The organism is Streptomyces sp. NBC_00223 (assembly GCF_036199905.1).
Taxonomy (GTDB): Bacteria; Actinomycetota; Actinomycetes; order Streptomycetales; family Streptomycetaceae; genus Actinacidiphila.
The window spans coordinates 838,196-860,254 of the sequence record NZ_CP108109.1 but is presented as its reverse complement, the minus strand read 5'-3'; the positions used below and the strand labels follow the sequence as shown (position 1 = coordinate 860,254).

13 protein-coding genes and 1 pseudogene are annotated in these 22,059 nt (G+C 73.9%); 5 read left to right on the top strand and 9 right to left on the bottom strand.

The genetic code is table 11. The features are described 5' to 3' along the window. The first annotated feature begins 31 nt into the window (after positions 1-31). The gene (locus OHA30_RS03540) at positions 32-1,111 is read left to right on the top strand and encodes a MupA/Atu3671 family FMN-dependent luciferase-like monooxygenase (protein ID WP_328912317.1); all 1,080 of its coding nucleotides are present in this window, start codon (positions 32-34) and stop codon (positions 1,109-1,111) included. Positions 1,112-1,165: 54 nt separating this feature from the next. Here OHA30_RS03540 and OHA30_RS03535 read toward each other — a convergent pair whose 3' ends face one another. From OHA30_RS03535 to OHA30_RS03515, 5 genes are all read right to left on the bottom strand, one after another. Further along, positions 1,166-5,248, bottom strand: coding sequence for a condensation domain-containing protein (locus tag OHA30_RS03535; protein ID WP_328912316.1), 4,083 nt, complete (start codon positions 5,246-5,248; stop codon positions 1,166-1,168). A gap of 65 nt (positions 5,249-5,313) precedes the next feature. After that, on the bottom strand, positions 5,314-8,769 hold the full coding sequence (locus tag OHA30_RS03530; RefSeq protein WP_328912315.1) for an amino acid adenylation domain-containing protein: 3,456 nt from the start codon (positions 8,767-8,769) through the stop codon (positions 5,314-5,316). 3 nt (positions 8,770-8,772) lie between these two features. Beyond that, the gene (locus OHA30_RS03525) at positions 8,773-11,322 is read right to left on the bottom strand and encodes an amino acid adenylation domain-containing protein (protein WP_328912314.1); all 2,550 of its coding nucleotides are present in this window, start codon (positions 11,320-11,322) and stop codon (positions 8,773-8,775) included. Further along, the gene (locus OHA30_RS03520; protein WP_328912313.1) at positions 11,319-12,110 is read right to left on the bottom strand and encodes a thioesterase II family protein; all 792 of its coding nucleotides are present in this window, start codon (positions 12,108-12,110) and stop codon (positions 11,319-11,321) included. Before OHA30_RS03520 ends, OHA30_RS03525 begins: the two co-directional genes overlap by 4 nt. Further along, on the bottom strand, positions 12,107-13,249 hold the full coding sequence (locus OHA30_RS03515; RefSeq protein ID WP_328912312.1) for a phosphopantetheine-binding protein: 1,143 nt from the start codon (positions 13,247-13,249) through the stop codon (positions 12,107-12,109). Before OHA30_RS03515 ends, OHA30_RS03520 begins: the two co-directional genes overlap by 4 nt. A gap of 330 nt (positions 13,250-13,579) precedes the next feature. On the opposite strand from OHA30_RS03515, the gene OHA30_RS03510 reads away from it, so the two are divergent. Together OHA30_RS03510 and OHA30_RS03505 are read left to right on the top strand one after the other, a co-directional pair. Further along, complete coding sequence (locus tag OHA30_RS03510) at positions 13,580-14,572, top strand: TauD/TfdA family dioxygenase (protein WP_328912311.1); 993 nt, start codon at positions 13,580-13,582, stop codon at positions 14,570-14,572. Between the two features lie 51 nt (positions 14,573-14,623). After that, entirely contained in the window at positions 14,624-16,189 is a 1,566-nt protein-coding gene (locus OHA30_RS03505) for a condensation domain-containing protein (protein WP_328912310.1), read from the top strand. A 246-nt stretch (positions 16,190-16,435) separates the two neighbouring features. On the opposite strand, the gene OHA30_RS03500 is transcribed toward OHA30_RS03505, so the two are convergent. Beyond that, the gene (locus tag OHA30_RS03500) at positions 16,436-18,058 is read right to left on the bottom strand and encodes a helix-turn-helix transcriptional regulator (RefSeq protein ID WP_328912309.1); all 1,623 of its coding nucleotides are present in this window, start codon (positions 18,056-18,058) and stop codon (positions 16,436-16,438) included. A 327-nt stretch (positions 18,059-18,385) separates the two neighbouring features. On the opposite strand from OHA30_RS03500, the gene OHA30_RS03495 reads away from it, so the two are divergent. Then, positions 18,386-18,853: a hypothetical protein gene (locus tag OHA30_RS03495; protein WP_328912308.1), complete on the top strand. Its 468-nt coding sequence runs from the start codon at positions 18,386-18,388 to the stop codon at positions 18,851-18,853. 105 nt (positions 18,854-18,958) lie between these two features. Here the strand turns inward: OHA30_RS03495 and OHA30_RS03490 are convergent, their stop codons facing one another. The 3 genes and pseudogenes from OHA30_RS03490 to OHA30_RS03480 all read right to left on the bottom strand — a co-directional run. After that, positions 18,959-19,258 (bottom strand): hypothetical protein, encoded by a 300-nt coding sequence (locus OHA30_RS03490; RefSeq protein WP_328912307.1) that lies wholly within the window; start codon positions 19,256-19,258, stop codon positions 18,959-18,961. 210 nt (positions 19,259-19,468) lie between these two features. Further along, complete coding sequence (locus OHA30_RS03485; RefSeq protein ID WP_328917708.1) at positions 19,469-19,903, bottom strand: macro domain-containing protein; 435 nt, start codon at positions 19,901-19,903, stop codon at positions 19,469-19,471. Between the two features lie 83 nt (positions 19,904-19,986). Continuing rightward, positions 19,987-20,319: pseudogene (locus OHA30_RS03480) on the bottom strand (RNA polymerase subunit sigma-24); the annotation flags it as partial. Between the two features lie 579 nt (positions 20,320-20,898). Between OHA30_RS03480 and OHA30_RS03475 the strand changes: the two are divergent. After that, the gene (locus OHA30_RS03475) at positions 20,899-21,873 is read left to right on the top strand and encodes an aldo/keto reductase (protein ID WP_328912306.1); all 975 of its coding nucleotides are present in this window, start codon (positions 20,899-20,901) and stop codon (positions 21,871-21,873) included. Positions 21,874-22,059 lie beyond the last annotated feature (186 nt).

The following is a 22,059-nucleotide window of genomic DNA, read 5'->3' as shown; positions in this document are numbered from 1 at the left end:
CCCACCCGTTCGCACCTCCGGAAGGTCCGCCATGGACATGAGCCTGTTCTTCTTCGCCAGCAGCCCGGCCGAGCCCGCCGGGCAAGCGGGCGACTGCTACCGGTTGCTTCTGGAGAGCGCCGCGTTCGCTGACCGCAACGGCTTCGCCGCCGTGTGGACCCCCGAGCGCCACTTCCACGCGTTCGGCGGCCAGTACCCCAACCCCTCGGTGGTCGGCGCCGCGCTGGCCGTGACGACCCGCCGGATCGCGATCCGCGCCGGGAGCGTGGTCGCGCCGCTGCACCACGCGGTACGGATCGCCGAGGAGTGGTCCGTGGTCGACAACCTGTCCCACGGACGGGCCGGGGTGTCCTTCGCCTCCGGGTGGCACCCGGACGACTTCACGCTGCGGCCGGACGCCTACCGGGACCGCAAGAAGCTGATGGCCGAGGCGGTGGAGACGGTGCGCGCCCTGTGGCGCGGTGAGGCCGTCGCCCTGCCCGGCCCGGACGGCGACGCGCGCGAGGTACGGGTCTTTCCGCGGCCGGTGCAGTCCGAGCTGCCGTTGTGGATCACGGCGGCCGGCTCCCCGGACACGTTCCGCCTGGCCGGGCGGCTCGGAGCGGGCCTGCTCACCCATATGCTCAGCCAGGACCACGCGGCGCTCGCGCGCGGTATCGCCGCCTACCGCGAGGAACTGACCGCCTGTCACGGCAGCGGAGCGCGGGGCCATGTGTCCGTCATGGTGCACACGCTGCTGGGGCCGTCGCGCGAGTCCGTACGGTCCCTCGTGCGCACACCGCTGCGGGAGTACCTGCGCAGCTCCCTCGATCTGATCCTGCGCTCCTCGGGCGTCCCGGCGGCGGCCGGCGGAGCACCGCTCAAGCTGTCCGCGCAGGACGAGGAATTCCTGCTGGACCGCGCCTGCGACCGCTACTTCGACACCGTCGGCCTGTTCGGGACGGTCGCCGACGGGGTGGCCGCCGCACGCGCGCTGGAAGAGGCCGGCGCGGACGAGGTCGCCTGCCTCATCGACTTCGGGGTGCCCGAGGACGACATCCTCGCCGCGCTGCCCGCGCTCGCCGAGGTCCGCGGCCGACTCGCCGCCGCCTCCGAACCCGTACCGCGCTGACGACGCGACCGTGCGGGTCTCCCGGGGCCGCCATCCGGCCCCGGGAGACCGGTCTCAGCCGGCGCCGCCGTCGCGGAACCGGGCCACGGCCTCCCACAGCGTCCTCGGCGTGCGGAACATGTCGGTGAACGGCAGGTCGTCCGGAATGGTGACGCCGTACGCCTGCTCGATCGCCACCAGCATGCCGACCATGCGGAACGAGTCCAGGCCGGCGTCCGCGAGCGAGCGGTCCGCGACGACCGAGTCCCCTTCCGGAGCGAGGTCGAGCGTCTCCCGCAGCAGCGTCTCGAACAGGTCGTCCCACGGGCGGCCGCCGGAGGCGTCCCCGTCCGGGTCCGCGGCGGGCGCGGCGGGCTCGGGCAGCTCGTCGACCGCCAGTGTGCCGTCCGGGTGGAGCGGCCACTTCTCGACCACGGCCCACCGTCGGGGGACGAAGCGCCGGGCGAGCCGTTGGCCGGCGAGCCCGAGGCGTACCGCGTCGACGTCCACCTCCGTCCCCCGCGCCGCCCGTACGTAGGCCGTCACGCACGCCGTCCCGCCGGCGTCCGGGCGGACCAGGACCCGGCTGTCGAGGACCGACGGATGGCGGTTCACCAGCTCCTGGATCCGCAGCAGTACGGCTGCCGAGCCCTGCGGCCACAGCGCCTCGGTCGCCGGGTCGAGATCCGCGGGACCCAGGATCTCCAGGGCGCCGTCGAGCCCGGTACGGGCGGCCGCCCCGGTCCGGTGCGAGTCGATCCACAGGTCACCGGGGACACCGCGCGGGACCGGCAGCCGGTCCGCGTCCAGCACCCGGGCGATGACCCCGGCGGCGGCGTGCCCGGAGCCGGAGGCCGTATCCCCTGAAGACGCCGCCCCTGAAGACGCCGCCTCGGACGGCTCCGCCGGGAGCCCGGTCAGCCGCCGCACCGCGGCCGCGACCGGACCCGGGCCGACCGGGACACCGCCCTCCCACCGGACCGGCCGTCCCGCCTCCGGCTGATCCGCGCCGAGCCGCAGCCGGACCGTGTCCACCGGCCCGTCGGGCCCGAGCGCCATCTCCTCGGCCACGAGCCGGTACAGGGCCAGCAGCACCGGAGCGGCGTCGGGGGCCACCGTGTGGTTGTCCGCGTTGATGCGCAGCACACCCTGCACGGTGAAGACGTGCAGACCGAACTCGTTGACGTTGTCGTTGTACGTCCGGTCGTTCTCGACGAGGGTGTCGTCCACCTGGTGGAAGTCCAGGTAGTTGAAGAACACGTCCAGCAGGCGGTCACCGCCGCCGAACTCCTTTTGCAGCAGCGGCATCGGGTAGCGGCGGTGCGGCCACAGCCCGGTCAGCCGGTCGTGGACCGCGCGCACCAGGTCGCCCCACGTGTGCGCGCCGGACGGCATCCGGAAGGGCAGGGTGTTGAGGTACATGCCGAGGACCCGGTCCGCCCCCACCGTCTCCGGCCGCGCGTCGCACACCAGCCCCGTGAAGAAGTCCTCGGAACCGCCCAGCAGCCGCATCACGGTGAGATGGGCGGACAGCATCACCGCCTTGAAGGACGTGCGCGTCTCCTCGGCCAGCCTTCGCAGCTCGGCGTCCAGGTCCCGCAGGTCCACCAGGTACTGGTCCCGCCTCGGTGCCAGGTGCGGCGGGTCCTGCCAGCTCACCGGCAGAGCCGGCTCCACGCACCCCTCCACCGCCTGCCGCCAGTAGGCGTGGTCCTCGGCGCTGTCCCGGGCCCGCGCCTCAGCCGCGATGTAGTCCGCGTAACGGAACGGCACCGGGTCCGGCTGCTCCGGCGGCCTCCCCTCCCGCAGCCCTCGGTAGACGGTCAGGATCTCCATCAGCATGGTGTGGAAGCTCCACCCCTCCAGGATGGGATGGCACTCGGTGATGGTGAGCCACCACCGCGACCGGTCCGGGCGCGCGTGGGCGTGCACACGGATGAGCGGGGCCCGCGTGACGTCCATCGGGGTCCGCCGCTCGGCGGCCCCGAACTCCTTGAGGACCGGCAGCCAGTCCTCCGGCTCGCCCTGCGCCACGGTGGTCACCCCCACCGCGATCGGGGCGCCGCGGTGCACCAGTTGCAGCGGAACCGAGTAGCCCGCCAGGTCGAAGGACGTACGCAGCACCTCGTGGCGGTCCACCACGGTCTGCGCGGCCCGCCCCAGCAGAGCGGCGTCCAGCGGAGCATCGTCGCGGATCAGGAAGGAGGTGCTGTCCTGGTAGGTGGTGAGGTTCGGCTTCGAGCGGAGCTCGATCAGCATGCCGAGCTGTACGGCGGCCAGGGGATAGGCGTCGACCACGTCCGCCGGCAGGGCCGCCCGGTCCTCGGGGCCGATCAGGGCGAACGGCTCGACCGGGTCCGGTACGTGCGTCACCGCCGCGCGCCGGGCCACGGCCGGGACCAGTTCGGCCACCGACTGGTACGCGAACAGGTCGCCGGCGGCGACGTCCAGCCCCCGGCCGCGCAGCAGGCCCGCGAGCGCGACCGCGCGCAGTGAGTCTCCGCCCAGGTCGAAGAAGTTGTCGTCCGGGTCCGGGTCGTCGACACCGAGCACTTCCGACCATGCCCGCGTCACCAGTTCGGCCACCCGCTCCGCCGGCCCCGGCCCGGCCGCGCCGACGAGGTCCGACTCAGGAGCCCCCGGAGCCTGCCCGGCAACGGGCCCATGGGCCATCCCGGCCGCCGACAGGTCCTCAGGACCCGCCACCGACAGGTCCTCAGGTCCCGCCGCCGGCCGGGCATCGGGATCGCGCACCCCGGCCTCCAGCACCGAACGCCAGCACTCCGCCCACGCCGCCGCCGTCGCCTCGTCGATCACCGCCGCCGCGTACTCCAGCCGCGCCGCGTACCGGCCGTCAGGCAGCACGTCCGCGTGCAGGTTCACATCGAACTTCGCGGGCGTCTCCTGTGCGAGCCCGAGCTGTTCCACCGTGAGCCCCGGCAGCCCGAACAGGTCGCCGTCGGCGGGCTCGTCCATGTCGAACGCCGCCTGGAACAGCGGATTGACACCCGGTGTGCGCACCGGCCTGAGATCGTCGACCACCCAGGCGAACGGTGCGCTCTGGTGGTCCAGCGCGCCCAGCAGCCCGCCGCGCACCTCGTCCAGCAGCGCGCCGAAGGACGTCCCGGGGCGCGGACGGGCCCGCACCACCACGGTGTTCACCAGGTAGCCGACCGTGCCGCGCAGCTCGGGCGAGCTGCGCAGACCGACCGGCAGGCCGACCGTGACGTCGTCGGTCCCCGCGACACGTCCCAGGGCCGCGTGGAACGCGGTGAGCAGCACCGCGAACGGCGAGGTGCGGTGCTTGGCGGCGAGCGCCCGTACGGCGTCGGACGCCGCCGGCGGCACGACCACCGTGACGGCGCCGCCGCGGCTGTCCGGCCTGGCCGGGCGGGGGCGGTCGAGGGGGAGCGGCAGCTCCGTCACCCCGGCCAGCGCGGCACGCCAGTAGGCCAGATGCGGTTCGAGCCGGCCCTGGGCCAGGCCGGACAGCTCCCAGGCCGCGAAGTCCGCGTACTGCACCCCCGGTTCGGGCAGCCGGGGCGGGCGCCCGCCGACCCGGGCCCCGTACAGCTCGCCCAGTTCGCGTCCGATCCGGCCGGGGCCGTCGCACGCGATGTGGTGGACGGTCACCACCATGAGGTGCAGCAGGTCGTCCATCCGGATCAGGGTCACCCGCACCGGCTGCTCGGACGTCAGGTCGAACGGCCGGCGGCGTACCCAGTCCGCCACCTGCCGCGCCCGCTCCTCCCGCCGCTCCGGCGGCAGCCGCGTCAGATCGACCTCGTGCCAGGCCGGCGCGGCGACCGGGTCGACGATCTGGACGGCGTGGTCGCGCCCGCCGGGTTCGGCGTCCGCGTAGCGGGTGCGCAGCACCTCGTGCCGGTCGGCCATGTCCGTCCACGCCAGGCGCAGCGCGGCACCGTCGAGCGGGCCCGTGATCCGTATCGGCCACGACATCAGATAGGCCGGACTGCCGGGGTCCATCCGGTGCAGGACCCACATCTGCTGCTGTCCCGAGGACAGGGCGCAGGGCCGGTCGCGGTCCGCCCTGGGCAGGACCGGCCGCGCCGCCGCCCGGAGACGCCTGCGGACCAGGTCCTCCACCGTGCGCTGGGCCGGGGCTCCCGGCGGGCCGTCAACCTGGTGGGCGGTCATGGTGAGTTGCCTTCCTCCGTGGATGCTCGGGACATGCGGCCGTCTGCCGGGGACCGCCGGCGGATTCAGCCGGTCGAGGCGGCCTCCGCGTCCAGTTCCGCCCGCAGCAGCCGTTCGATCTCCTCCGCCAGCGCGGCCGCCGTCGGACGGTCGAAGAACACCCGCATCGACACCTCGACCCCGAAGGCGTTCTGGACGTTCCAGAGCAGCCTGGCCGCCGCCAGCGAGTTGCCGCCGCGAAGGAGGACGTCGTCCTCGGGGCCCACGTCGTCCTGCTCCAGCACCTCGCGTACGAAGCCCAGGACGGTGGCCGTCACCAGCGACTCCTCCGGCGCCCGTACGGCCGTGCCCGCGTCCTCGCCCCCGGCGGCATCAAGGGAGGGCGCCCCGACGGCCGTGTCCGGGTCGGCGGCGAAAGCGGCCGCCAGCGTACGGAAGCCCTCGACCAGTTCCCGCGCGGCGCCGTCGGACACCACGTCCACGGCGTACTCCAGGGCGCCGCCGAAACCCCCGGCCGCGCTCGGCCACAGCGTGAGCGCCACATCGGTACGGGCCACCCGCCAGGCGTCGGCCAGCAGCCGCAGGTCCCTTGCGCGGACCTCCTGGCCGACGAGCCCGTCCCCGCTCAGCGTGAACAGCGTCTGGAACACCGGAGTGCGGGACCGGTCCCGTACCGGTTCCACCTCTTCCGCCACCTGCTCGAACGGCACCGCGCTGTGGGCGAACGCCTCCCGGCACACCTGCCCGACACGCTCGACGGCCGTGCGGAAGGGCAGGTCCGGGGTCAGCCGGGCGCGTACCACCACGACGTTGATGAACAGGCCCACCAGGTCGTGCAGTTCGGGCCGGTCGCGGCCGACGTGCGGTGTGCCGACCCCGAAGTCCCAGTGCCCGGCGGCCCGGGCCAGCAGCACGGTCCACAGCGTCAGGAACACACCGTGGGCGGGCACCCCGGCGTCCCGGCCGGCCGCCAGCAGCGCCTCGGCGTCCTCGGCCGCCACCGTCACCTCGACACCGGCGCCCTCGATTCCGCGGTGCCGGGGTCGGTCCCGCGTCCCGGGCAGGGCCAGCGGTGCCACGCCGTCCAGCGCGGCGCGCCAGTGGCCGAGCTGTTCCGCGGTCACCCGGGCGGTGAGCTGTTCGCGCTGCCAGGCGACGGCGTCCCGGTACCGCACCGGCAGTTCGGGCAGCGCGGCCGGCCGGTCCTGGCGGACGGCCGCGACGAACGCGCGCAGATCGCGTTCGAGCACGCGTGAGGACCATCCGTCCCCGGCGATGTGGTGGCTCACCACGAGCAGCAACTGCTCGGCGCCGCCGTCGCGGATCAGGCGGTGGCGCACGGGAGGGGCGGAGGCCAGGTCGAAGCCCCGCGCGAGGGCCGTCCGCACATGCCCGACCGCCTCCGCGGGTGTCGTGTCGACCGCCTCGAAGTCGGGGGCGAAGGCCGCCTCCTGGCCGTGCCCGTCATGCTCCGGCCCGGGAGCGGGCAGCACGACGGCGTGCAGTCCGTCCGCGTCCATCGCGTAGCGCGTCCGCAGGGGTTCGTGGCGGGCGACGAGCAGGTCGACCGCGCGACGGATCGCCGGCTCGGGGACGTCGGAGGGGAACCAGCACAGGACCGGCAGCAGGTACTCGGGGCTGCCGGGGTCCAGCCGGTCCTGGAGCCAGAAGCGCTCCTGGGCGGGGGAGAGCGGTACGCGGGAACCCTCGGGCAGCGCGCCGATCGGCCTCGCCCCGGCCGCGTCCGTGAGCAACCGGGCCTGGGCGCGCGGTGTGGCCGCGAAGTGCAGCTCCCGGAAGTCGACCTCCACACCGGACGTCTCGGCGAGGACGGCCGCGAGCCGGGTCATGAGCAGGGAGTGTCCGCCGAGACGGAAGAAGTCGTCGTCGAGCGCGATGCCGCCGACGTCCAGCACCTCCTGCCAGGCGTCGAGCACCAAAGCCTGCTCCCGGGTCACCGCTGGGCCGGTGACCGGCGCCGCGCCGTTCTCCCGCGGCGAGCGCCCCCAGTCCGGCGCCGGCAGCCGCGACCGGTCGATCTTGCCGCTGGTGGTCACGGGCAGCGCCGCGACCGTGGTGACGACCGACGGCACCAGCGCGGTGGGCAGGCCCGCGCGCAGGAAGTCCATGAGGCCGGGCGGCTCGCCGCCGTCGGTGGTGACGAGCCAGACGCCCAGCCGGCGCAGCCCGTCCGGGTCGTCCACGGGCGCGGCCGCCGCCGCGACCACGGCGGGATGGCGGTCGAGGGCCGCCTCGACCTCGCCGGGTTCGATCCGCACGCCGTTGATCTTCACCTGCGCGTCCGCCCGCCCGGCGAAGGACAGCGTGCCGTCCGCGGCCCGGCGCACCAGGTCACCGGTGCGGTACATGCGCGCGCCGGGAGGGCCGGAGGGGTCGGGGAGGAAACGCTCGGCGGTCTGCGCCGGGTCCCCGTGGTAGCCGCGCGCCACCCCGGGACCGGCCGCGTACAGCTCGAACAGGGTGTCAGGATCGTGCGCCGCGCCTTCGGCCGGGGCCGCGTCGGGCGTTGCCCCGGCGGGCAGCAGCCGCACCTCCATGTGGTCAATCGGGCGCCCGATCGGCACCTGCCCGCTGTACTGCGCGGGGTCGAACCGGGCCGCCGTGATGTCGATCGAGCACTCGGTCGGCCCGTAGGTGTTCCAGATGTCGACGGCCACGCGCGCGCGGACGGTCCCGCACAGCTCGGCGGGCAGCGGTTCACCGGCGCAGCACACCGTACGCAGATTGACGCACGCCTCAAGACCGGGTTCCACGGCCAGCAGTCGCAGCATGGAGGGGACCACCTGAAGGACCGTCGCGCCGGTCTCCCGCAGCGACGCCACCAGGGCGGCCGCGTCCCGCCCGGCGTCCGGACGGCCGAACACCACCGGCGCGCCGATGACGAGCGGCGCCATCACCTCCCAGCCCGCGGCGTCGAAGGTGAGCGGGGTCTTCTGGAGGATCCGGTCGGCCGCGGTCAGGCCCAGCGCCCGGATGCCCCACAGCACGCGGTTGGCGATGCCCGCGTGCTCGACCACGACCCCCTTGGGCGTCCCCGTGGAGCCGGAAGTGAACACCATGTACGCGGCCCGGTGGGGCGGAGTCCTGCCGGCCACTCGGGGCGCGCCGTCCGGCGGGCCCGGCGCGTCGACCCGTACGACCGGGAGGTGTCCCGGAGTGGCGGCCGCCCCGGACTCACGATCGGTCAGCAGCACGGCCGCGTCGGCCAGTTCGAGCACCCGGACCTGGCGTTCCGGCGGCGCCAGCGGGTCGAGCGGGACGTAGCACGCGCCCGCGAGCCATGTCCCCACCAGCGCGGCGACCAGGCCGGGACCCGGGGCCACCAGGACGCCGACCGCCGACTCCGGGCCGGCGCCGTGCGCGCGCAGGGCGGCCGCGACCCGCTGCGCCCGCGCTCCCAGCTCGCGGTAGCTGACGACCGTGTCCCCGGCGACGACAGCGGGGGAGTCCGGGTGTCGCCCGATCGAGTCCAGGACGAGTTCCGGCAGCATGGCGGACATCCGCTACCTCCCTGCGTACGGTACGGGCGGGACCGGTGCCGCGGCGCCGCGGACACTGAGCGGACGCAGGTCGTGCCACACCTCGGCGATCCGGGCGAGGCACGCCTGCCGGGTCCCGGTGGAACCCTCGGGCCGCCAGCCCGGCGGCGGCTCGCGAAGCGCGGGCCACACGGAGTGCTGCTCCTCGTCGTTGACCACCACCTGGTAGAGCGGTTCGGAGGAGGCGTCGTCCTCGGAGCCCCCGGACGGGTTCTCGTTCACCGTGCTCCCTTCTCCGGTGTCGTCGTCATCGGCGCCGAACCATCGGCCCGGCGCCTGCCCGCCCCGGCCCGCCCTGCTCTGGCCCGGCAGCAGGGCCTCAAGCGCGCGCCGGTCGACCTTGCCGTTGGCGGTCAGCGGAAAGGCGTCCACGACCACCACGTCGGACGGGACCATGTAGTCCGGCAGTCGGCGGGCCAGTCCGGCACGCACCCGCGCGGTGTCCGGTGCGCGGTCGGGCGCGGGGACCAGGAACGCGGCCAGGCGCACGGGCTGCCCGACCGCCGCCACGACGGCGTCGGCGACCCCCGGTGCGCGGCGCAGGGCCTGGCGTATCTCCCCGGCCTCGATCCGGTAGCCGCGGACCTTCACCTGGTGGTCGGTGCGGCCCAGGAACTCCAGGTCGCCCGAGCCGGTCCGGCGGGCACGGTCACCGGTCCGGTAGAGCCGGGTCCCGGGAGCGCCGTACGGGTCGGGGAGGTAGCGCTCCGCGGTGAGCGCGGGCTCCCCCAGATAGCCGTGGGAGACCCCGGCACCGCCGACGTACACCTCGCCCGGCACGCCGACCGGAACCGGTTCGAGCAGGTCGTCCAGCACGTACATCGTGGTGTTGGGGATGGGCCGGCCGAGCGGGATCAGACCGTGCGGATCGGGATCGTCCACCTGCTGGCCCGAGTTCCCCACGGTGATCTCGGTCGGGCCGTACTCCGTGGCGACCAGGGTCCCGTCCGGGCCGGCGAGGTCGATCCACCGCCGGGCCAGCGCGCCGGTGAAGGCGTCACCCGCCGCGATCACCAGACCGGCCAGTCGGCGCGCCTCCGGCGGAGTCAGTTCCAGGCTCAGCATGTTGAGATGCCCGGGGGTGCACTTGACGAAGCTGTACGGGCCGCCGGCCGTCAGCAGCGCGCCCAGGTCCGCCGGGTCGAGCGGATCGGGCAGCAGGTGCACGCTCTGGCCCACGAGGAGCGGCGTGAACAGATTCGGCACACCCAGGTCGAAGCCGATGGAACCGAAGAACGGCGCACCGCCGGTTCCCCGCGAGGCGTAGCTGTCCGCGGTCCACAGCAGGTAGTTGGCCAGGCCGGCGTGGTGCACCAGCACGCCCTTGGGACGCCCGGTGGACCCCGAGGTGTACATCACGTACGCCGGGCTCTTCGGGCCCGGCCGCACCGCGGGGCCGGGGGCGTCGGCAGTGTCTTCGGATCGGCCGTCCGCTGCCGGCGCGGTGTCCAGCACCAGGGTGTCCACGCCCGCGACGCCGTCCCACAGCGGCAGGTGCCCGGTACGCGTGACCACCAGCCGGCACCGCGCGGAGGACGCCATCGTGTGCAGCCGCTCGGCCGGCAGGCCCACGTCCAGCGGCAGATACGGCGCCCCGGTCTTCCACACGCCGAACAGCGCGGGCAGCAGGTCGGGTCCGCTCCGCAGCGACACACCCACCGGCAGGTCCGGTCCCGCCCCGCGCGCCGCCAGCAGCGCCGCGACGCGGTCGGACCGCTCGTCCAGCTCCCGGTAGGTGAGGACCGTGCCGACGCATCGCACCGCCGGCGCGTCCGGGCTGCGCAGCGCCTGCGCCTGGAACAGGTCGAGCACGGTGTCCCGCGGCCGCTCGGCCCGGCCGCCCGAACTCCACCGCTCCAGCACGGCTCGCCGTTCGGCGTCCGGCAGGCACGCGGCCCGTACGTCCCCTTCCGGCTCCGCGGCCGCCGCCAGCGCACCCCGGTACAGGTCCGCGAGCCGGTCGACCGCGGCGCGCGACAGCGCACGGCTGTCGGCGACCAGCCGCAGCCCGTCCTTCCGCGCCGTCACCACGAGCCCGTACGGGGACCCTTCCCGGGGACGGCTGTCGGCGGGCCCGGGAGGTCCGTCGACGTCCAGCAGCACGCCCGCCGCCGGGTCCTCCGGCACCGGGCTGCCCGCCGTCCACCTGACGGGTCCGCCCGGAGCGGCCCGGGGGCCGGTCAGCAGCCGGGCCAGCGCCGAGGTGAGCTCGCGCCAGGTGCCCACCGCCCGCAGGTCGGCCCGGAGTTCGCGCTCCGCGCCGCCGTCGGGCCGGACGGCGGTGCGGAACCGCCGGTCCTCCGACAGCATGCTCATGACCTTGACATGGACGGCGGCCAGCACCGGCGGCACCGCGCCCGGCTCCGTGCCGCCGCCGTACACGTCGCTCAGCCCGTCGGCGGGCACGACGACGGTGTAACGCGTCGCCGTGTCTGCCGTGTTCGTTTCTGCCGTGTTCGTCGTTTCCACCGGCCGCCAGGCCGTCGGCAGTGACACCACCTGGACACCCGTCACGTCCGCACCTCGGCAGCCGGCAGGGCGGCCAGCAGGGAACCCACCACCGCACCCGCTTCCTTCAGCAGATAGTGCGGGGCGTCCAGCATGTGCACCGCGAAATCAGCGGTGGTCTCCGCGGCCCACGCCCTGAGCGCCGGCTCGGACACGAACCGGTCCCGCCGTCCCCCGATCACCGCGATCGGCGCTGTGAGCGGCGGCCCGGGGGAGTACCGCAGCCGCTCGACCACGCGGTAGTCCGCCCGCAGCAGCCGCTCGACCATCGCCCTCAGGTCGGGGTCGGCCAGCACCTGCGGAGCCGTCCCGCCGTAGTCGACCACCCGGGCCAGCAACTCGTCCCGGGACAGCAGATGCAGCGGGTCCGCGATGTGGCGCGCCGACGGCCCCTCGGCCGACGAGACCACCACCAGGGCCGGCGCCGGATGCCCCGAGAGCTGGAGCCGACGGGCGCACTCGTACGCCAGAACGCTGCCGGAACAGTGGCCGAGCAGCACGAACGGCCGGTCCAGCAGCGGGAGCATCGCGGTCAGCACCGCGTCCACGGCCTGCCCGGGATCGTCGAGCAGCGGCTCGCGCAACCGGTTCTCGCGTCCCGGGAAGCGCACCGCGCACAGTTCGACACCGGCGGGCAGCAGATCCGCCCACGCGTTGAACGCCGCGCCGCCGGCGCCGACATGCGGGAAGCACAGCAGCCGCAGCGCCGGATCGAGAACCTTGCGCGGCCGCGCGAACCAGCGCGACGCCGGAGGCTTCCGGGTTTCACCGGCGGACGGGGTAAGAGAGTTCACGCCCCACAACCCCCTCGTAGCGCCTCGGCCAGACGCGGATCCCGCAGCGCGCCCGCCGGCGACCGCAGACCGTGGTCCAGCGGGCACACCTCCACCGAGGCCAGCGCGGGCCGCCACGCCTCCTCGGCCGGTGCCAGGCGCGCCGAGTCGACGGCCAGCAGGGCCGGAGCGGCGACAGCGCCGAGCCGGTGCCCCGCGACCGCGGCGGTGAGTTCCACCCAGGCCGCCTGCATACGGACGAGTTCCGCCCCGGAGGCGACATCCCCGAACCAGCCCGACGCGTGCGCCTGACGCAGCAGCTCCCCCGGGCCGTCGCCGTCCTCCAGCCCGAACCGGGCCCCCAGCAGCGCCACCCGCTCGGCCAGCAACGCCCTCCGGTCCGGCGCCGCCGTACCCGGCAGCGCGGGCGACACGAGGGCGAGCAGCCCGACCTGCCGGCCGGCCTCTTGCAGCGCATGGGCCGCCTCGCAGGCGAACACCGCCCCCAGCCCGAAACCCGCGATCGACACCGGTCCGTCCGGCTGCCGCTCGCGTACCGCCTCGGCCACGCCGCGCGCAGCCCGGACGATGCCCGGACCGTCCGTGACCGTACCGTCGAGGCCCGGCAGGCGGAGGCCGTGGACGGGACGGCCGAGCTCCCAGCGGAGCAACGCCTCCTGCTCGGCCGTGCGGTGACTGTCCGAATGGATCACGAACAGCGGGCTCCGGGTGTTCCCGCCGCCGGGCGCGGTCGGCGTGCTGCTCCCGTCGGCCGGCGTGCCGTTCGCGTCCGCCGTCGTGCCGTTCGCGTCCGCCGACGTGGCGCTCCCGTCCGCCGACGAGGCGTCTCCGTCCAGCGCGGCGCCCACCAGGGCGAGCAGCCGCCGCGGGGCGGCCGGGCCGGGGGAGGGCATCGTGACGGCCTCCGCCAGCCGCGCCGGAGTCGAGTGCCGCAGCGCCTGCGAGGCGCGCAGCTCCAGCCCGTGCCCGCGTGCGGCGAGCACGATGTCGAGCACGGCGAGGGAGTCGCCGCCCAGGTCGAAGAAGTCGTCGTCGGGGTCCACCGGGCGCCCGAAGTACGCGCCCCACAGGGAACACACCAGGGACTCGACGGCGTGCGTGGGCATGCGTTTCGGCAGCTCGCTCACTGCGCTGGTCACTTCGGTCACCTTCTCCTGCCGTTCGCCGACCGGGCGGCGCCGCGGCGGGGCCCGCACCTCGCACTCCGTGCGGCGCCATGCCGCTTGCCACGGAGCACCGGCTGGTGAGCTTCGCCTCCGCGTACGTGCGCGGGCCAGGCATCGGGGCGGCAAGTTGGGCGCGGTGAGTTGCCGGTCACGTGCCTGGAACGGATGTGCGGTCAGTGACGAAGGTGATACGGACGGATCACGCCTCCGCCGGAGCGGCGCGCACGGCCGCAACCGCGGGCGGGCGTCAGATGGCCGGGACCGCTGCGGAGGGTCCCGGCCGGCGACAAGGGAGACACGGACGTGACGGCAGGACCGGCCACTGCGACGGACGCGCCGCCGCGCGACAGCATGCGGATCCGGCTGACGCCGGACGAGACGGCGGGCATCGCCGCCCTGGCCGAAGGGCTCTCCCGGATCGAGCCGGGCGCCGTCGACCATCCCCGCTGGGTCGCCGCCGCGCGGACCGCGAGCTGCGAACTCCCCGTCAGACTGCTCCAGACCGTACGCGCCTACCGCAACGACCCCGGAACGGACGGTCTCCTGCTCGTCGGCGGCCTGCCGGTCTCCGACGACGTCCTGCCGCCCACCCCGAACGTGCCGGAGTCCGTCGAGCCGGTGGCCACCGTACCGGCGGCGGTCGCGATGCTGGTCGGACTGCAACTCGGCGAGATCATCGCCTACCGGGACGAGAAGCGCGGGGCGCTCGTGCAGAACGTCGTCCCGGTGCCGGCGCTGGAGACGTCGCAGAGCAACGGCGGTTCGGTGTCACTGGAGTTCCACACCGAGAACGCCTACCACTCCCACCGTCCCGACTACGTGGGGCTGCTCTGCCTGCGTCCGGCGCGTGAGGGCGTGGGCACGACCGTCGCGTCCATCCGGCGCGCCCTGCCGCTGCTCGCCGACAAGGATGTCGCCGTCCTGCGTGAGCCCCGGTTCGAGACCGCGGCGCCGCCGTCCTTCAACAACGCCGACTGTTCGCCCCGCCACCCGGTCCTGTCCGGTCATCTCGGCGACCCCGACATCCGGGTGGACTTCCACGCGACGACCGCGCTCGACGAGGAAGGCGCGAAGGCGCTGGAACAACTGCGGTCCGCCCTGGACGCGGTGCGCCGCGATCCCGAACTGCGGCCGGGGGAGATGGTGTTCCTCGACAACCGGCTGGTGGTCCACGGCCGGGGTGCCTTCACCCCGCGCTACGACGGGTCCGACCGCTGGCTGCATCGCGTGTTCGTCCACCTGGACAACCGCCGGAACCGGGAGCGCCGTATCGGCGACGGGGCCGTTCTGGTCTGACCGGTCTGCCCGGCCTGGCCCGAACGCAGCGGACGGAGGAAGCAGACGTTGATGTCGTCGAGGAACGTGACCAGGGGGCAGGACGGGCTGTGGAGAATCGACCGCGGCCACGGCGACGGGCCGCTGCCGTCGTGGATGCTGCTGCGTCTGACGGTCGAGTTCGACACGTCCTCGGCCGTCGTGACGGCAGCAGACGCGCTGACACAGGTCATGGAGCGGCATGAAGGGCTCCGTACGACCATAGAGGTGGACCCGGCGGGTTCCCCCGTCCAGACCGTGCACGAGGACGCGCGGCTGGACGTCGAGACCGTCGAAACGGATGCCGACGGTTTCGACGAGGCGAAGAGCGCTCTGCTTGACCGCCTTTCGGGGCCCCGCTTCGACCTGAGCAGGCACTACCCCGTGCGTGCGGGTCTGGTCGACTGCGGCGAACGCCAGGCCCTGGTGCTGCTCATCCACCACATCGCCGCGGACCGCTGGAGTCTGCGCGTACTCCACGACGAACTCCTGGAGGCGGTCACCCGCGGACGGGTGGACTGGCAGCACCCGATGCAGCCGGGCGACGTGGCGGAGAGAGAATCGTCCCAGGAGGGCAAGCGGCGCAACGAACTGGCACTGCGTTACCTCGAACAGTGCCACGAGAAGGCCCCGCAGTGCCTTTTCATGGAGAGCGAGGGGGACGACGGCCCGCAATTCACCTCCACCTGGCTCCATTCGCCCGCCGCCTACAGCGCGGCCCGGAAGATCGCCTCCCGGTACGGTGTCTCCGAGCCCGCGATCTGGCTCTCCGCCTTGTCGAGCTATCTTTCCCTCACCTCCGGGCTCGATGGATGCCGGTTCCATATGCAGGTGTCCAATCGAACCGACAAGGCCGAACACACGGTCGTGGCGAGAATGGCGCGCTCCGTCCCGGTCGCCGTCGACCTCTCCGGCGACCCGGCTTTCTCCCAGGTGGCCCAGCGTTCCCTCCGCGCCACGGTGGGGGCGATGCGGAACGCGAACTTCTCGAACCGGCAGTACGAGGAAATCGTACGGAGCGCGCAGCGGCGAAGGGGTGTTCACTTCCGTGACCAGGTCTTCGTGAACTATCTGCCCGGACTGCCCTCGGACTCCCGGGCGGACGACGACCCGGACCGGATCAGCGGCGTGGCGTTCACGCGGAGGACCGATTCCGGCCCGACCTTCGAATTCAGCGTCGTGTCCGAGAAGGAGGGCGTCGTGCTGGCCGTGGACAGGCGCTACGTGAAAGACCCGGAGGGCGCGGTCCACTGGGTCGAGAGCACGCTCTGCCACCTCGTGGAGGTCGGTGACGTACCGCTCAGCGCACTGCCCGGACCGACGAGGACCCGGCCGACGGCGGAACTGACCCGGTACGAGAATTCCTGGGTCAGCCTGCCCGAGATCGCGGCGGCGCTGAACTCCCATCCCGCCGTGGCCTCCGCCGAGGTGTCGGTGCGGAGGGACGACGGAGCGGAAACCCTGGTGGCGCGCGTCCACCTCGAACGCGGCGACGTACCACCGGAGGAACTGCGCGCCTACATGGCCGAGAGCCTGCCGCGAAGGTCCACGCTGATGGTGCCGAAGGAGTTCATCGTCCGCCCCGGCGCGGCCGAATAGCCGCTCCGGCCGCGAACGGCTAGCGCCGTGGCCGGAAAGGTTGCCTGGTTCGCGGCGTCCGGTGCGGTGCATCGCAAGGCGGTGGGGGCACCTCCCGGCCGCCAGGCCGGGGGAGCCCTCGTACTGGGCGTACTCGGGCGACTTCGACAACGTGGGGGCACCTCCCGCCGAAGGCAGGGGGAGAGGTGCCGTGCAGGGCGTCGTGAACCGGTGAACCTTTCCGGTCACGGCACTAGCGCCGAACGGCTAGCGCCGGGCGCTTTCGCGGACGTGGCGGTCGAGGCCCGCCCACCAGCCGGAGAGGTGCTGGGCGGGCGCGGCCTGGGTCTGTTCCTCCACCAGGCGGGTGAGCAGGTCGAGTTCGCCGGCCATGGCGAAGCCGTACACGAGCCGTTTGAGGACGCGGTGCTGTCCGGCCGCGTCCGTGGCGGTCCGGGCGTGCTGGTGGAAGACGGCCCGCCAGTAGCTCTCCGGGCTGTGGCCCCCGATGTGCCCCAGCGCGTGCACGGCCGCGAGGGTCACCTCCTGGGGCAGACCCCGGGCCAGGGTGAGATCGGCGACCACGCCGCGCTGGCCGGGCCCACCTAAGACGCGAAGGGCGTGCAGCAAAGGGACGGCGCTGTCCTCGGCGCGTACGGTCGTGGTCCGGCGCAGGTCCGCGGCCAGGGCCGCGGCGATCCGCGGTCCGTACGGACTGGCGCTCAGCAGCATCGCCGCGTAGAGCCGGACGTCCGCCACCGGGTGGTGCAGCAGGTCGTCCACGAGAGTGCCCAGCACGGCGGTCGTCTGCGCGGGCACGTCGTCGTCGCCCAGCCGGGCGACGATGCGGGAGACGGTGACGGAGGCCGCGACCGGATCGGTCAGTGAGCCGTGCGCCACGACGGCCCGGACGGTGGGACCGCGGTGGGCGGCGGAGGCGGTGAGCCGCGCGGTGTGGGCATCCGACAGCGGCAGCCGGTGCAGGAGGACGGCGGCGGCCTCCACCACGGACACCGGATGGGCCGGTTGCGGGCCACCGGTCAGCACCCCGTCCACGACGTCCACGAGCGTCCGGGTCTGTTCGACGGTGAAGTGGCGCTTGCGGGTCTTGCGCGCGGCGGCGAGCAGGGCGCCGTAGAGGCTGTCGGAGGTGGTGGGGTCGGTGAGCTGGCGCAGCACGGCCCGCGCGGCATCCGGATGCGGGCTGCCGTCCAGCGCGCACACCGCCTCGATCAGACCGGCGTGCGCGGGCTGCTCCGCGACCCCGGCGCACACGGCGATGGTCTCCGGCCCCCACAGCGGGTCGGCCATCAACCGGCCCAGCGCCTCGAAGCGACGCATCCAGGAGGCGCCGTCCGACACCAGGGTCTCCTCCAGCAGCCGCCGTACGACCGCGTGGCGGACGCGGCCCGGGGAGACGCGTCCGCCGCCATGGGTGGCCCATCGGGTCAGATCGTCCCAGTCGGCGCCGGTGAGCACCCCGCCGTCGAGGACCTGGTCGAGCAGCGGATCCATGCGCGGGTCGGGGTCCGCGGACGGCGGACCGCCGCCTCCGCGCAGGAACGCCGCGGCGGCCGGGCCCCCTTCGTGACGGGCGATGGTCTGTACCGGCAGGAGCAGACGGTGCGGGGACAGGCCGAGCACATCCTCGTAGCGGCGGATGGAGGCGGACGTCACCGCGACGAGGCCGTTCTCCCAGCGGGACAGCGAGCTGGGACTGATCCCGCCCGCGTACCGCCGGTCCTCGCGGTAGGCGCGGGCGAAGCCGGTCAGCCGCCGCAGCCCCGGGTCGGGGTGGTGCAGCCGGTGTGCCCGCAGCAGCCAGCCGGCCCGTACCTGCCATGGAGTCCACCGGATGACCGCCGGCCCGGCCAAGGTCGTTCGCGCCACTTCCGCCCCCGCTCGCGCGCCACCCCCGCCCGGTCCTGTCCGGGTTTACTCCACACTGGACGGTTTCCTTCGCCACGGCGAGGTGATTTCCGGACGTACCGGATGGGCCGGACGGTCCACCGGCCGGATGCCGCACCGGCCGGACGTCGCACCGGCCGGAGGCGTCGGTCGGGCGGCTCGCAGCGCGTAGCAGAGGCGGCGCCGTGCCGGGGCGGCCGTTGCAGCGGGAATACGGGGGCGAAACGCCGGCCCCTCGGGGCGGACCGCGCACCTAGAACTGGAACCCCCGGGGAAAGCCCCCGGGGGACTTCGGGAAGAGGCCAGACCATGACCACACAGCACGGCCGGCTCACCGCCGGCGGCACCGCGGATCCCGGGCGGGCGCCGAAGACACCCCTGCGCAAGAGGCGCGGCGTCCTGTTCGGGCTGCTGGCCACGGCCTCCGTCGCCGCGATGCTGGCGGCGGGCACCCCCGCCTCGGCCGCCACCCAGGGCGTACGGATCGGCAACGACAGCCTCAGCGTCCGCGACTGCTACCACCCGTACAAGCAGTCCTACCCGAGCCAGAGCTGCACCTTCCAGGCGACCCTGGAGGCGGGTCTCGCCGTCACGCTGGTCTGCCAGACCGCGGGTCAGGGCATCGGTCCGCAGAACGACGTCTACTGGGACTACGTCGTCTACCCGGCGACCGCCGGCCACGGCTCGGGCGAGGGCTACGTCTCCGACTGGTACGTCAACACCGGTGTGCCGAACGCGCCCTTCCGGGACTACAACGTGCCTCTGTGCAGCTACTGACCTCACGACGACGTATCCCGGGCCCCTTCCCGGCCGCGCATCGGCCGGGAAGGGGCCCGGTTCCTTGCCGAAGTCCCCATGAGCGGGTCGCCGGCAAGCCCACCGTCAGCGTGCCGCCCGCGCGTACCGGGCGAGGACGGCGGCGCCGACACGCTCGGCCGACAGGCACTCCAGATACGCGGGCGGCCCTTCGGCGGCGCTGAACTCCAGCACCTCGCGCAGCACGAGCACGGCCCGCTGCCGCGCCGGCAGGATCTGCGTCGCCGCCACCAGCGCGAGCCGTATGCCGGCCCGCACCTCCGGGTCGAACCGCGCGTCGGGGAACGGCTGAAGCCGGGGGATGTCGAACGCCGGCGTGAGCGGCGCCCCGGAATCGTCGCTCGGCGCGCCCAGCCCGGACGGCAACGGCCGCCGGACCCGGCCGGCTCTCCGCCTGCGGTCGTGGGGCGGCCCCGCGGTCCGGCGAAGCGCCGCCGGTCCGAACGGTCCGCAAGACAGGGCTTGTCGGCGGCCCGGGCGGCGCATTGGTCCGCCGACGTCCGTGTGCGACAGGGCCGAAACACGGCGGGCCGCCCTTGAGCTCGGCGATCGAGGCGATCCGGCCCAGGTTTCGGGTCAGGTATGGGCCTGGGTGTAGACGGCCACGGTCAAGGGGTTCGCCGCGGTGTCCTCCGTCGTACCGGCTGTGCTGTTCGCCTGGAGGACTTCGTTGAGAGATCGTTCGATGTCCTGCCAGGCGAGGCGGCCGAGGCCGGCGGCGATGCGGGGCATGGCGATGAGTCGGATGCCGTGGGTGTTCGCTTGGGCGATCATCGCGTGGAAGGCGGTGCGGACATCATCCAGGCGGGCGGGAGTGCGCCAGTGCGCTTGTGTGCCGAGGTTGTAGATGGTGGTGCCGTCGGGTGCGCGCCAGGGGAAGACCTCACCGGGGGTGAACAGTCCGGTGCGGCAGCGGTGCTGGTACTCGGTGTACATCGATGGCCACCGGTGTTTGAACTCCACTGCGATGCCGCGGCCCATGGCACCGGCGCAGTTGCACCCGTGGGCCAGCGCGTCGGCGTCGTCGGCGCTGAACAGGTCGCCGGTGCGGTGGGAGGCGGGACCGCCGGAGACCCGGCTGCGTCGGGTGTCCGTCAGTGGCGGCCGGGGGCGTTGAGGCGGGCGGCCTGGCGGGTCAGGTGGTCGCGCTCCGCGAGGTGGGGCGCCTTTCGGGCCGCCTCGGCGTACAGCCTTGCCGCCGTCTCCAGGTCGCCGTCGCGCTCGTGGAGGTACGCCGCCACCGCGGTGTGGCGGGGGAGCGAGTCGTCCACCCCCGCGAGCGCCGCCAGGCCGGCGCGCGGTCCGTCCGCCTCGCCGACGGCCACCGCGCGGTTGAGCCGGACGACCGGGCTGTCGGTCAGACGCGCCAGCTCGTCGTACCACTCGACGATCTGCGCCCAGTCGGTCTCCTCGGCGAACGGGCCGTCGGTGACCGGCGGGCGGCCCTCGCCGTCGTACCGGACGAAGGTCCCCTCGGGAGCGAGTGCCTGGCCGTCGACGAACTCGCCGGTCTTCTCCAGCCGGTCCGCGAAGTCCCGCATGTACTGGATGTGGGCCGAGATCTCCTCCGGCGTCCACCGGTCCATGGGCACGTCGTTGACCGCGGCCGGGGCGCCTCGGTAGTGCTTGAGCAGCAGATACTTGGCCATGGTGCTTCTCCTCGGTGCTGGTGCGGCCCATTGTGGTCGCGTTGACTGCGGGGACGGAGCCGGGCACGGGTTCTCGACATCGCCGTCCGACTTTTTTGGCTCTCGTGGCTGAACCCGGGCCACCCGTCCCGAGGCCGTCGTCCGCGCCGGGCCCCGCGCCGGGCCCCGCACCGGGCCCCGCGCCGGGCCCCGCACCCGGCCGCGGCAATCGGCGCGTATCGCAGCAGGACCATTCCCCAGAGGGCATCCTCGATTGCGCACGTCACCTGCCCCCTGCCCGCAGGCCGGGCCCACAGCGTCCGGGCAGGTGGCCGGCGGCGCACCGAACCCAGCGGATCCCGAGCGAACGGAACAACTGTGAAGCACATCGAACTGCGTGACCTGGACGTTTCCCGGATCGGCCTGGGTGCGATGGGCATGTCCCATGCCTACACGGGCGCCGGAAGCGACGACGCGGAGTCGATCCGTACCATCCACCGCGCCCTGGAGCTGGGCGTCACCTTCATCGACACCGCCGAGGTCTATGGCCCCTACATCAATGAAGAACTTGTCGGCCGCGCTCTGAAGGGCCGCCGGGACCAGGTCGTGCTCGCGACGAAGTTCGGCCTGATCTCCCACACCGGCCGCGAGGGAGGTACGGACAGCAGTCCGGCCAGTATCCGCACGGCCGTCGAGGGCTCCCTCAAGCGCCTGGACACCGACCGCATCGACCTCTACTACCAGCACCGCGTCGACCCCGGCACCCCGATCGAGGAGACCGTCGGAGTCCTGGCCGACCTGGTCGCCGAGGGCAAGATCCGGCACATCGGCCTCTCCGAGGCCGGACCGGACACCATCCGCCGTGCGCACGCCGTCCACCCGGTCACCGCCGTGCAGTCCGAGTACTCGCTGTTCACCCGCGATCCCGAGGCCCGCGTGCTGCCGGCGCTGCGCGAGCTGAACATCGGCTTCGTGCCCTTCTCACCTCTCGGACGCGGCTTCCTGACCGGCACGATCCGCTCCACCGACCAGTTCGACGCCAACGACTTCCGCGCCAACAACCCGCGGTTCACCGACGAGAACTTCCAGCACAACCTGCGCCTGGCCGACGAGGTCGCCGCCGTCGCCACCGAGATCGGCGCCACCCCGGCCCAGGTCGCCCTGGCCTGGCTGCTGGCCCAGGGCGACAACATCGCGCCCATCCCCGGCACCCGGCGCGTGACCCGCGTCGAGGAGAACGCCGCCGCCGACGCGGTCCACCTCACCGACGAGCAGCTCGCCAAGCTCACCAGCCTTCCCCGGGCCGCCGGGGACACCCACAACGAGGCGGGCATGCGCATGATGGAGCGCTGACCCCCACCGCCGACCACCTGCCGGCCGCGATCGACCGGCTCGGCAAGCGCCGCCTGGACAACTGACGACCGCGCAGGGGCGGTTGCCGGTGAACCGCCGCTGCGGTCCCCGTACGCGTACCCGCGCGTCGGGCCCGGCGGTTCACCGGCAACCGGCGGCGGTGCGGAGCCCGCCGATCGGGTCTCG